10 protein-coding genes are annotated in these 13,261 nt (G+C 40.7%); all 10 read left to right on the top strand.

Going from position 1 to position 13,261, the window contains the following annotated elements:
* The first annotated feature begins 96 nt into the window (after positions 1-96).
* The 10 genes from pnp (at position 97) to deoD (ending at position 13,240) form a co-directional block, all read left to right on the top strand.
* On the top strand, positions 97-2,193 hold the full coding sequence (gene pnp, locus H5164_RS04090) for a polyribonucleotide nucleotidyltransferase (protein WP_124017630.1): 2,097 nt from the start codon (positions 97-99) through the stop codon (positions 2,191-2,193).
* A 143-nt stretch (positions 2,194-2,336) separates the two neighbouring features.
* Positions 2,337-3,248 carry a lipoprotein NlpI gene (gene nlpI / locus H5164_RS04085; RefSeq protein ID WP_182754901.1) on the top strand — a complete coding sequence of 304 codons (912 nt, stop codon included), beginning with the start codon at positions 2,337-2,339 and terminating at the stop codon, positions 3,246-3,248.
* A 76-nt stretch (positions 3,249-3,324) separates the two neighbouring features.
* Complete coding sequence (gene prfC / locus H5164_RS04080) at positions 3,325-4,905, top strand: peptide chain release factor 3 (RefSeq protein ID WP_182754899.1); 1,581 nt, start codon at positions 3,325-3,327, stop codon at positions 4,903-4,905.
* A 288-nt stretch (positions 4,906-5,193) separates the two neighbouring features.
* Entirely contained in the window at positions 5,194-5,955 is a 762-nt protein-coding gene (locus H5164_RS04075) for a TatD family hydrolase (protein WP_182754897.1), read from the top strand.
* A 177-nt stretch (positions 5,956-6,132) separates the two neighbouring features.
* On the top strand, positions 6,133-7,395 hold the full coding sequence (locus H5164_RS04070; protein ID WP_182697867.1) for a NupC/NupG family nucleoside CNT transporter: 1,263 nt from the start codon (positions 6,133-6,135) through the stop codon (positions 7,393-7,395).
* Positions 7,396-7,750: 355 nt separating this feature from the next.
* Positions 7,751-8,590 (top strand): outer membrane protein OmpK, encoded by an 840-nt coding sequence (locus H5164_RS04065; protein WP_124017625.1) that lies wholly within the window; start codon positions 7,751-7,753, stop codon positions 8,588-8,590.
* A gap of 375 nt (positions 8,591-8,965) precedes the next feature.
* Positions 8,966-9,739: a deoxyribose-phosphate aldolase gene (deoC, locus tag H5164_RS04060; RefSeq protein ID WP_124017624.1), complete on the top strand. Its 774-nt coding sequence runs from the start codon at positions 8,966-8,968 to the stop codon at positions 9,737-9,739.
* A gap of 126 nt (positions 9,740-9,865) precedes the next feature.
* Positions 9,866-11,197, top strand: a complete 1,332-nt coding sequence (gene deoA, locus H5164_RS04055; RefSeq protein WP_124017623.1) for a thymidine phosphorylase — start codon at positions 9,866-9,868, stop codon at positions 11,195-11,197.
* An 11-nt stretch (positions 11,198-11,208) separates the two neighbouring features.
* Entirely contained in the window at positions 11,209-12,426 is a 1,218-nt protein-coding gene (locus H5164_RS04050; RefSeq protein WP_182754895.1) for a phosphopentomutase, read from the top strand.
* 103 nt (positions 12,427-12,529) lie between these two features.
* On the top strand, positions 12,530-13,240 hold the full coding sequence (gene deoD / locus H5164_RS04045) for a purine-nucleoside phosphorylase (protein ID WP_059746461.1): 711 nt from the start codon (positions 12,530-12,532) through the stop codon (positions 13,238-13,240).
* Positions 13,241-13,261 lie beyond the last annotated feature (21 nt).

Below are 13,261 nucleotides of genomic sequence, written 5' to 3'. Positions count from 1 at the left end.
TTCACATTCTGTATCGCGCGTCTATTTAACTATTCGGTGTAATTGAAGTATACTTGTGCGCGTAATTAAAGGTCATTAAATTAAGGAATGGGTCACGTGAATCCAATTGTAAAGAGTTTTGAGTATGGTCAACATACAGTCACCTTAGAAACAGGTGTTATTGCACGTCAAGCAGATGCTGCAGTTTTAGCAAGCATGGGCGATACCACAGTATTAGTTACTGTAGTTGGTAAAAAAGTAGCGGATTTAAGCCGTGACTTCTTCCCGCTAACTGTTAACTATCAAGAAAAAACCTATGCTGCAGGTAAAATCCCTGGTGGTTTCTTCAAGCGTGAAGGTCGTCCTTCAGAAGATGAAACTCTGATTGCACGCCTTATTGACCGTCCTATTCGTCCTTTATTCCCTAACGGTTTTAAAAACGAAGTTCAAGTTATCATCACTGTGGTGTCTGTTGACCCACAAATTGAGCCAGACATTGTTTCAATGATCGGTACCTCTGCAGCATTAGCTATTTCTGGTATTCCTTTCAGCGGTCCACTAGGTGCGGCGCGTGTTGGTTATATCAACGATGAATATGTCCTTAACCCAACGGTTGATCAGCTTGCAACAAGCTCATTAAACTTAGTCGTTGCGGGTACTAAAGCTGCTGTACTGATGGTTGAATCTGAAGCGAAAGCGCTTGCAGAAGAAATTATGCTAGGTGCGGTGACTTATGGTCATGACCAACAACAAGTCGTTGTTGATGCTATTGCTGAGTTCAAAGCAGAAGCTGGCAAGCCAACATGGGATTGGACTGCACCAGTTCAAGATCAAGTGTTAGTTGCTAAAATCAAAGAGCTTGCAGAAGCTGGCATGACAGAAGCTTATCAAATTGAAGTTAAGCAAGATCGTTATGTACAAGTTGGCATCGTTAAAGCGGCTGCCAAAGCGGCATTAGTGGCTGAAAACCCAGATGTTGATACTCGCGAAGTAGACAATCTACTTGGCAGTCTAGAGAAAAATGTTGTTCGCGGACGTATTATCAGTGGCAAGCCACGTATCGATGGTCGTGAACCAGATATGATTCGCGCATTGAGTGTTTTAGCCGGTGTACTTCCACGTACTCACGGTAGTTCATTGTTTACTCGTGGTGAAACTCAAGCTTTAGTTACCTGTACTCTAGGTACTGAACGTGATGCACAAAAGATTGATAGCATCATGGGTGAGCGTACTAATCGCTTTATGCTTCATTATAACTTCCCTCCGTATTCTGTTGGTGAAACAGGTATGGTTGGCTCACCTAAGCGTCGCGAAATTGGCCATGGTAAGTTAGCATGGCGCGGTATGAATGCCGTTATGCCTTCTGCTGAAGAATTCCCATACAGCATTCGTGTTGTATCTGAAATTACTGAATCTAACGGTTCAAGCTCAATGGCTTCTGTATGTGGTACTTCATTAGCATTAATGGATGCCGGTGTACCGATTAAATCATCTGTTGCTGGTATTGCGATGGGTCTTGTTAAAGAAGGCGACGATTTTGTTGTACTTTCTGACATCTTAGGTGATGAAGATCACTTAGGTGATATGGACTTTAAAGTAGCCGGTACTCGTGATGGTATTACTGCATTGCAGATGGATATCAAAATCGAAGGTATCACTAAAGAGATCATGGATATTGCACTGCAACAAGCTTATGGCGCACGTGTTCATATTCTAAACGTAATGGATCAAGCTATTGGTTCACATCGTGACGATATTTCTGCTCACGCTCCACGTATTACCACAATCAAGATCAATCCAGAGAAGATCCGTGATGTGATTGGTAAAGGCGGCGCAGTAATTCGTGCTCTAACTGAAGAGACTGGCACAACTATTGAACTTGATGACAATGGTACTGTGAAAATTGCCTCTTCAAATGGCGAAGCTACCAAAGAAGCTATTCGTCGTATTGAAGAAATCACTGCCGAAGTTGAAGTGGGTCGTATCTATAACGGTAAAGTTATCCGTATCGTAGATTTCGGTGCATTTGTTAACATTCTACCTGGCAAAGATGGTTTAGTGCATATTTCACAAATCAGTGATGAGCGTGTTGCTAATGTATCTGATCACCTAGAGATGAACCAAGAAGTTGCTGTTAAGGTAATGGAAGTGGATCGTCAAGGTCGCGTAAGACTGTCAATTAAAGAAGCTCAAGCAAAAGAAACTGCTGAGTAATTTTTTAAAGTTTAACGACAAAAAAGGAGACCATTTGGTCTCCTTTTTTTATCTATCGAAAAATAATCGTTAATGCACATGGCTCTTAGATTGCCAGATTGCTATGATGTTGAATATTAATAGAACCTGATAAGGTAAAGCGGATGGAATGTAAGCTACGCACCACAATCGTTGCCGTTGTTGTTGGTGCAAGTATGATGTTGTCAGGTTGTGCTGCAACGTTAGGTTCAAATGATGATACTGCAGGGCAGATGATTGTTGCTCCTGTCATGCCAGACTATAAGTTAGAAGTGACGCTGGCAAAGCTAAATGAAATTTTGGCTACCATGGAATTAACTGACGAACAGCGTGCACGTTTTCATTATGATCGCGGCGTCATATATGACAGTGTAGGACTGCGTTTACTGGGTCGAATTGATTTCCATCAAGCATTAAAGTTGCAACCCGATTTAGCGGATGCATATAATTTCTTGGGTATTTATTATACTCAAGAAGGTGAGTTTGACAGTGCCTATGAAGCATTTGATGGGGTACTGGAACTGTCACCAAACTATGATTATGCCTTCTTAAATCGTGGCATCGCGTTATATTATGGCGAGCGTTACCAATTAGCTGTGAGTGACATGCAAGCGTTTTATGATCGAGACCCTAATGATGGTTATCGTGTACTTTGGCTCTATTTGATGGCTTCAGAGGTCGATAAAAGTAACGCGTTAATCGATTTAGCGACGCAACGAAAACAATTAAATAATCAACAATGGTCAAGTGTGTTGGTTGATTTTTACTTAGGTAAAATGAGTCAAGAGCAAGTATTTTCAGCGGCGAAAGTGGGCTTGTCTCAACCAAAAGAATATGCAGAGCGTTTATGTGAAGCATATTTTTACTTAGCTAAGCATGCCGCTGCAAATGGCCAATATCAGCAAGCTGCTAATTTTTATCGGTTAACCTTAGCGACCAACATTTATGATTTTGTTGAACATCGTTATGCCAGAATTGAATTAGCTAAAATGAAAAATATAATCCTACAGTCTTCCGAATTATCCTCGAAAAGCTAAAAAACACTTTGCCTAGCCAATTCTGCCGATAGGCGCTATAATTTGCGCCTTTTTTAGCGGCTAGTGCAAGGTTAACATGTCAGGCAATAAAGTTGAGGTCGACAAGCGTCGTACCTTCGCCATCATTTCGCACCCCGATGCGGGTAAAACCACCATCACCGAAAAAGTACTTTTATTCGGAAATGCCTTACAAAAGGCTGGCACGGTAAAAGGCAAAAAGTCTGGTCAACATGCTAAATCTGACTGGATGGAAATGGAAAAAGATCGTGGTATTTCTATTACCACCTCTGTTATGCAGTTTCCTTACGGTGGCGCACTAATCAATTTACTTGATACACCTGGTCACGAAGACTTTTCTGAAGATACTTATCGTACCCTGACTGCGGTCGACTCGTGTTTAATGGTGATTGACTCCGCTAAAGGTGTTGAAGAACGAACCATTAAATTAATGGAAGTGACCCGTTTACGCGATACGCCTATTGTGACGTTCATGAATAAATGTGACCGTGATATTCGCGATCCTATAGAGTTAATGGATGAAGTTGAAGCGATTTTAAAGATAGCTTGTGCCCCTATTACTTGGCCGATTGGCTCAGGTAAAGAGTTCAAAGGTGTATATCACATTTTACGTGATGAAGTTATTTTATACCAAAGTGGTATGGGTCATACCATTCAAGAAGAACGTATTATTAAAGGATTACACAATCCTGAGCTTGATAAAGTACTGGGCTCTTATGCGTCTGAAATTCGTGATGAAATGGAGCTGGTTGCTGGTGCTTCACATGAATTTGATCAACAAGCCTTTCTTAAAGGTGAGCTGACCCCTGTTTACTTCGGTACAGCCTTAGGTAACTTTGGTGTCGATCATATTCTAGACGGTATCGTCGAGTGGGCACCTAAGCCGTTACCGCGTGAAAGTGATGCACGCAACGTGACGCCTGATGAAGAAAAGTTCTCAGGATTTATCTTCAAAATTCAAGCCAACATGGACCCTAAACACCGTGACCGTGTTGCTTTTATGCGTGTTTGCTCGGGTCGGTATGAGCAAGGTATGAAAATGCACCATGTTCGCATTGGTAAAGATGTTAATGTCAGTGATGCATTAACCTTTATGGCAGGGGATCGTGCCCGTGCTGAAGCGGCATATCCTGGTGATATTATTGGATTACATAATCACGGCACCATGCGTATTGGTGATACCTTTACCCAAGGCGAAAAGTTTCGCTTTACGGGTGTACCTAACTTTGCTCCAGAAATGTTCCGCCGTATTCGTTTAAAAGATCCACTGAAACAAAAGCAGCTCCTCAAAGGACTAGTGCAATTATCTGAAGAAGGCGCTGTGCAGGTCTTTAGACCTCTAGACTCTAACGATTTAATTGTTGGAGCGGTTGGTGTGCTGCAGTTTGAAGTGGTTGTTGGACGCTTAAAAAGTGAATACAACGTCGAAGCCATTTACGAAGGTATCAGTGTGAGTACTGCTCGCTGGGTGTATTGCAACGATGAGCGTAAACTAGAAGAGTTTCGTCGTAAGTGTAGTCAGAATTTAGCCCTTGATGGTGGTGATAATCTTACCTATATTGCGCCTACTATGGTGAATTTAAACCTATCAATGGAACGTTATCCTGATATTGAGTTTGCCAAAACTCGAGAGCATTAATTGTTATAGTAAATGTTTCAGGTGTGTTAATAAAAGGTGGCTTTGCCGCCTTTTTTATTACTATTTTTAAGTAGATATTTGACTTAACAAAGCTGTTTTTAAGCTTTTATTGATAACATCTTGGCAAAATTGCATCTTATGGAACGCTGAGATGACGTTGACACAGAAAAATAAATTCAGTTGTGCACCAAGGATGAGCGATCATGGGCGTGGTATGTCAATATATGAGTCTATTGTCACTTAACATGATATCCGTAATTAATATCAGTAATAGCAGAGCGTGATCTTATGATTGATACCCATGCACATCTCGACATGGCAGAGTTTGATAATGATAGAACACAATTATTTGATGCTATGCATGAAAGTGGTATTACTTCGGTTATTTTACCGGGAGTCTCAGCAGAAAAGTGGCAGCAGCAAATTCATATTGCAGATAAATTTGATTGTTATTTTTCGCTTGGAATTCATCCTTGGTTTGTCCCAGACGACATTGATGCAGCGATATTGAAGCTTGATGCAATGTTACATCAATATAGCAATAATAAGCGTTTGGTGGCGATTGGAGAGTGTGGCCTAGATAAATTGCATCACTGGTCAGATAACCAATTGTTGTTACTTGAAAAACAATTATTACTGGCACAAAATTATCAATTGCCTGTCATTTTACATGCCGTGAAAGCGCATCAACAATTATTGACAATGTTAGCGCGTTTTAAATTGATAAAGGGTGGTGTGGTGCATGGTTTTTATGGCAACAGTGATATAGCCAAACGCTATGTTTCGCTCGGTTTTAAATTAGGTGTTGGTGCTTTAATACTCAATCCTAGTGCGAAAAAGCTCCGTGAAACAGTGGTTAATTTACCCCTAGAACACTTTTTATTAGAAACAGATTCACCTAGCATGCCTCCGTTTGATCAACCTAAATCACGAAATACTCCCCTTATATTGCCTCGAATTGTGTCCGAAATCGCATTTTTAAAGAAAAAAACCACTGTCTGTATATTAGAACAGTTGAATAAAAATGCTTTGCAACTGTTTGAGCTTTAATTGTTTTTTTATGAACACAACATTATTAATTGTTTTTAATGTCGTAAGGGTTTGAAATTAAAGTTTAAAAACTTGATCAAAACGACGCTTTTCGTTTCACGCTCAGTTATAATCGTCAGCGGAAATTAGGTGAGTTAACAACATTCAAAAAAACTGTTAACAAAAGGGTGATGATTAATGGATATAATAATGAGTTTAGTAGGGGTGGTCACCTTACTATTGATAGGTTTTGCACTATCAAATAATAGAAAAGCAATTAATGTTCGTACTGTTGGTGGTGCTTTAGCTATTCAAGCATTCTTCGCAGGTTTTGTTTTATATGTTCCAGTCGGTAAAGATATTCTGAAAGGTGTTTCAGATGCGGTATCAAGTGTGATTAGTTATGCACAAGCCGGTACTAGCTTCTTATTTGGTGATTTAGCTAACTTTAAAGTTGGTTTTATTTTTGCCATCAACGTATTACCTGTCATTATTTTCTTCTCTTCTCTAATTGCAGTGCTTTACTATTTAGGCATTATGCAGTGGGTTATCCGTATTATCGGTGGCGCTTTACAAAAAGCACTCGGTACTAGCCGCACTGAATCAATGTCAGCAACAGCGAACATTTTCGTTGGTCAAACTGAAGCACCATTAGTTGTGCGTCCGTTTATTGCGACAATGACACAATCTGAACTATTCGCCATCATGGTGGGCGGTCTAGCTTCTATTGCAGGTTCTGTATTAGCTGGTTACGCGCAAATGGGTGTTCCAATTGCATATTTAGTTGCTGCATCATTCATGGCTGCTCCTGGTGGTCTGTTAATGGCTAAATTGATGCACCCAGAAACAGAAGCTGCTATCAACGAAATGGACGATTTACCAGATGATCCTGATAAGCCAGCAAACGTGTTAGATGCTGCTGCTTCAGGTGCTGCATCAGGTATGCATTTAGCATTAAACGTTGGTGCTATGTTGATCGCATTCGTTGGTTTAATCGCCATGATCAACGGTATCATCGGTGGTGTAACGGGTTGGTTCGGTTTAGAGGGTATTACTCTTGAACTCATCCTTGGTTATATCTTTATGCCTTTAGCATTCTTAATCGGTGTACCTTGGAATGAAGCGCTTGTTGCTGGTTCTTTCATCGGTCAAAAGATTGTAGTTAACGAATTTGTTGCTTACTTAAATTTTGCTCCGTATCTACTTGATGCTTCAGCAGAAGGTTTCAAAGTTGTAGCAGAAACTGGTGTAATGATGTCTGACCGCACTAAAGCGATTATCTCTTTCGCCCTATGTGGTTTTGCTAACTTATCTTCAATTGCAATTTTACTTGGTGGTTTAGGTGCTATGGCTCCTTCACGTCGCCATGACCTTGCTAAATTAGGTATCCGTGCTGTTATCGCTGGTTCATTAGCTAACTTAATGAGCGCGACATTAGCCGGTTTATTCTTAGCTATCTAAGAGTAAGTCCAGGGGGAATACCCCAATAACTGGGTCTTTAGCTTAATCCATATTAGAGACCCAGTTTATAATAAAGTTGTTATTGATTTTGTGTTAATCCACCGTTTCCCAATACGAAGTTATGCCGTTTTATTGATTGCGAAAGAGGATGTATTAAATCCTCTAGTCAAAATTAAAATGTCAAATTGTGAATAGAGTGTAGACAAATAGTCGCGACATTGTTCACAAAAAAGAATTTTGTATTCGTTTTTTATCGATTAAATATTGAGATTAATATCAGTAACGGTAAAATGCGAATGATTAAAAAAGAAGTGCTATCCACGAAGATAGTTTAATAATATACATGGGGTTGATGATGAAAAATGTAAAAATGTTAGCTTTAGCCGGTGCAACAGTTGCTGCTATTTCTGGTAATGCTTTTGCTGCAGACCGCAGCGATCTTCACGGTACTGATTACAAGTGGATGCAGTTTAACGCTATGTACTCTATCGGTGAAAAGCCAGATAACCCAGCTTCAGGTGATCAACATAACTACCTAGAAATGGAGTTTGGTGGTCGTTCTGGTGTTGTAGATTTATACGGTTATGTTGATGTATTCAACTTAGCTAATGAAACGTCTGACAATGGTGACAAGAACCCAGGTTCTGGCACTAGCAAATTGTTTATGAAGTTTGCTCCACGTTTCTCTATCGATGCTATTACAGGTAAAGATTTATCTTTTGGCCCAATCCAAGAAGTATATTTCTCTACTTTGTTTAACTGGGATGGTCTTAACGGCGAAGGCGTTAACTCTACATTCTGGGGTGTTGGTGCTGACGTAAATGTACCTTGGTTAGGCAAAACTGGTATGAACCTTTACGGTTTCTACGACATGAATGCTAAAGAGTGGAACGGATATCAGTTCTCAGCTAACTGGTTCAAACCTTTCTACTTCTTTGATAACAAGAGCTTCTTGTCATTCCAAGGTTATGTTGATTATCAATTTGGTGCAGACGCAGTTGACGACATGTTCGTTCCTAAGACTTCAAGCGGTGGTAACATCTTCTTTGGTCTATACTGGCACTCAGATCGTTACGCTCTTGGTTATGGCTTAAAAGGCTTCAAAGACGTATACCTACTTGAAGATGAAGGCGGAATCGTTGGCCTAGAATCTACAGGTTGGTCACATTACCTAACAGCAACTTACAAGTTCTAAGATAGGTATAGTGCATGTTAGAGTCGCATTTGCGGCTCTAACTTTTCCACTATAAGACAGCCGCGAATTTTTATTTAAAACTATTAAGTTAACAATATTTTTATATAAAGGTTTGTACTCTACAAAGTTGTATCTTTACGCGCTAAAATGGATTTTTCGCGGAATTGTTGAAACAAATGTCTTTGTTTTTTCTTTTCCGGTCTTCAAGGATTCAAGTCGTGGTACTCGTTATCAGATTGAATACTTAGGTTAGTAAATATTATCTAGATTTACTGGCAACACTGAAGGCCCGGCCATAATAATAATCATATGCCCATTCTATAGTGTTGCCTGAAAAAAATTATCGACTTTGATTTTTCGTTTCGGAGAGCAATTATGACTGATTTAAAAAAAGCAGCGTTACGCGGTATTTCATTAATGGATTTAACCACATTAAATGACGATGATACCGATCAAAAAGTGATCGACTTATGCCATAAAGCGAAGTCTGCTGCTGGTAATACAGCTGCGATTTGTATTTATCCTCGCTTTATTCCTATTGCACGTAAAACCCTTAATGAGCTTGATTGTGAAGACATTAAGATTGCGACTGTGACTAACTTCCCACACGGTAATGATGATATCGCTATCGCTGTATTAGAAACTCGTGCTGCCGTTGCTTATGGTGCCGATGAGGTTGATGTTGTATTTCCATACCGTGCATTAATGGAAGGTAATGAGACTGTTGGCTTTGAACTGGTTAAAGCGTGTAAAGAAGAGTGTGGTGATGATGTATTGTTGAAAGTCATTATCGAATCTGGTGAGTTAAAAGATCCTGCTCTTATTCGTAAAGCTTCTGAATTATCAATTGATGCTGGCGCTAACTTTATTAAAACATCAACCGGTAAAGTGGCGGTTAATGCCACTCTTGAAGCGGCTGAAATTATGTTGACCGTGATCAGCGAAAAAGATCGTCAAGTTGGTTTTAAGCCTGCTGGCGGCGTGCGTGATGCGGCTCAAACAGCAGAGTTTTTAGATCTGGCTGAGCGTATTTTGGGTGCTGATTGGGTTAGTCCACAGACTTTCCGCTTTGGTGCTTCTAGCTTATTAAATAGCTTGCTGCATACATTAGAGCTAACTGAAGCACCGAAACCGACTTCAGGTTACTAATTGGCATAATGTATTAACAGCCACTTTGCATAACGAATCATCGTTATGCAAAGCGTCATCATTGAATGACATTCTTGATATTAATGGCGATCCTAAAGGTGTTGGATTGCCTCATGGGGACTCTATATGTTTCTTGCTCAAGAGATTATCCGTAAAAAACGTAACGGTGATGCATTAAGCACTGCCGAAATTCAATTTTTTGTAGATGGCATCACTCATAACACTGTTTCTGAAGGGCAAATTGCCGCATTTGGTATGGCTGTGTATTTCAAAGATATGAATATGGATGAGCGAATTGCCTTAACGATTGCAATGCGTGATTCCGGCACTGTATTAAATTGGGATTCACTCGGCCTTAATGGCCCTATTATTGATAAGCACAGCACTGGTGGTGTTGGTGATGTCATCAGCCTAATGCTTGGCCCTATGGCTGCGGCATGTGGTGGTTATGTACCAATGATTTCTGGCCGTGGCTTAGGCCATACTGGTGGAACGTTAGATAAATTTGATGCTATTCCTGGTTATCAAACTGAACCTTCAAGTGAATTATTCCGCAAAGTCGTTAAAGACGCTGGTGTGGCCATTATTGGACAAACTGGTGATCTAGTCCCTGCCGATAAACGTTTTTATTCAATTCGCGATAATACCGCAACGGTTGAGTCAATCTCACTTATTACCGCATCTATTTTGTCTAAAAAATTAGCCGCAGGACTAGACGCTCTCGCAATGGATGTCAAAGTGGGCAGCGGGGCATTTATGCCTACCTATGAAGCATCTGAAGAATTAGCCCGCAGCATTACTGCCGTTGCGAATGGCGCTGGTACCAAAACAACGGCATTGTTAACTGACATGAACCAAGTTTTGGCATCATGTGCTGGTAATGCTGTTGAGGTGCGTGAAGCGATAAACTTTTTAACGGGTCAATATCGTAATCCTCGTTTATATGCTGTCACCATGGGATTATGTGCCGAAATGCTCATTTTGGGTGGTATTGCACAGAATGAAGCGGAAGCGCGTAATAAGCTAAATGCTGTATTAGATAATGGTAAAGCAGCTGAGGCTTTTGCTAAAATGGTATCTGGTTTAGGTGGCCCAACCGATTTTGTTGAGGCATATGATAAGTATCTACCTCATGCGAAAATCATTCGCCCTGTGTATGCCAATACATCAGGTTTTGCATACCAAATGGATACCCGAGAACTTGGTTTAGCCGTCGTCACCTTAGGTGGTGGACGTCGCAAACCTGGTGATGCACTCGATTACAGTGTTGGATTAACCCAAGTATGTGCATTGGGCCAGGAAGTTAACAAAGATGTACCGTTAGCGATGATCCATGCTCAATCTGAAGATGCTTTCGCCGAAGCTGCCGCAGCTGTCCAACAAGCCATTATTATTGGCGACAGTGCGCCACAGAAGACGCCTGAAATATATCGTTATATTCGCGCTTCAGATTTATAAGGAAACACATAATGAAACGTACTTTTATTTTAATGCTCGACTCTTTTGGTGTCGGTGCCGCAACTGATGCCGATAAGTTCGGCGATCTTGGCTCTGATACCTTTGGTCACATCGCGCAAGCTTGTGCTGATGGGAAAGCGGATATCGGCCGTCAAGGTCCATTGAAGTTACCTAATCTTGCTCGCTTTGGCTTAGGCCATGCTGGTTTTGAAAGTACTGGTAAATTTGCTGCTGGATTTGCTGATAACGTCGAAATCATCGGTGCTTATGGCCATGCTGACGAATTAAGCTCGGGCAAAGACACGCCAAGCGGTCACTGGGAAATGGCAGGGGTTCCTGTTCTTTATGAGTGGGGTTATTTTAGTGATTTAACAAACTCATTTCCTAAAGAACTCACTGATAAAATTCTTCAACGCGCTGGTTTAGATGGGTTCTTAGGCAATTGCCACGCCTCGGGGACTCAAATTCTTGAAGAGTTAGGCCTAGAGCACATGAAAACAGGCAAGCCTATTTTCTATACCTCTGCAGACTCTGTATTCCAAATAGCGTGTCATGAAGAAAGTTTTGGCTTAGAAAATTTATACAACTTGTGCAAAATAGCCCGTGAAGAGTTAGAACCTTACAATATTGGCCGTGTGATCGCCCGTCCATTTATTGGTACTAGTGCTGCTGATTTTGCCCGTACCGGTAATCGTCATGATTATGCCGTATTACCTCCAGCACCGACCGTATTAGATAAGCTGAAAGATGCCGGTGGTGAAGTGGTTAGTATTGGTAAAATTTCTGATATCTATGCTCATAGTGGTATTACACAGCAATTTAAAGCGACCGGACTTGAAGAGTTATTCGATGAAACCTTAGCACAAATTAATCGTGCTGGTGATAACACTATAGTGTTTACTAACTTTGTTGATTTTGACTCTCATTATGGTCACCGTCGCGATACCGCTGGTTATGCTAAAGCTCTTGAATACTTTGATTCACGTTTACCTGAACTCTTGGCTATTCTACAACCTGAAGATTTAGTTGTGTTCACCGCTGATCATGGTTGTGATCCTACTTGGGTTGGCACTGAGCATACTCGTGAGCGTGTTCCTGTTCTTGCCTATGGCGCCGGTTTATCTGCCGGTTCACTAGGTCGTCGTCAATCTTTTGCCGATATCGGTCAATCTATTGCGAGTTATTTCAAGCTAGAACCGATGGATTATGGTAAATCTTTTATTAATTAGTCACATTTTCAAACGACGGTTCTATATAAAGGTTAATGGTTTTGCTAAACTACAAACAAGATTAAGCAACACAAAATAAAATAGAAACATAGGGGTTATAAACATGGCTACACCACATATTAATGCTGTAGAAGGTGCTTTTGCTGAAACGGTACTTTTTCCTGGCGATCCATTGCGTGCAAAATACATAGCTGAAACATTTTTAGAAAATGTTGAGCAAGTGACTGATGTGCGTAATATGCTCGGTTTTACCGGTACATATAAAGGTAAGCGTATTTCTGTTATGGGTTCAGGTATGGGTATCCCATCTTGTTCAATCTATGCGCACGAACTTATCAAAGACTACGGGGTTAAGAACTTAATCCGTGTAGGTACTTGTGGCGCAATCAGCACTGACGTAAAAGTACGCGATGTGATTATCGGTATGGGTGCATGTACTGATTCTAAAGTGAACCGTTTACGTTTCAAAGATAACGATTTTGCTGCCATTGCAGATTATAGCTTACTCAGTGCAGTTGTTGATTCAGCTAAAGCGCACGGCACTAAAATCCGTGTTGGTAACGTTTTCTCTGCCGACCTATTTTATACTCCAGATCCTCAAATGTTTGATGTTATGGAAAAAATGGGCATTCTAGGTGTCGAAATGGAAGCCGCTGGTTTATATGGTGTTGCTCATGAATTAGGTGCTAAAGCCTTGTGTGTTGTTACTGTATCTGACCACATCCGTACTGGTGAAAAAACCACATCTGATGAACGTCAAACTACATTCAGCGACATGATTATTATGACCTTAGATGCAGCATTAACGCTATAATCAAACGTTATAAATGAAAAT

This window comes from Shewanella sp. SG41-3 (assembly GCF_014164545.1).
In the GTDB taxonomy this organism is placed as follows: Bacteria; Pseudomonadota; Gammaproteobacteria; order Enterobacterales; family Shewanellaceae; genus Shewanella; species Shewanella vesiculosa.
The sequence above is the reverse complement of the archived record's forward strand: the minus strand, read 5'-3'. Positions and strand labels throughout refer to the sequence as shown.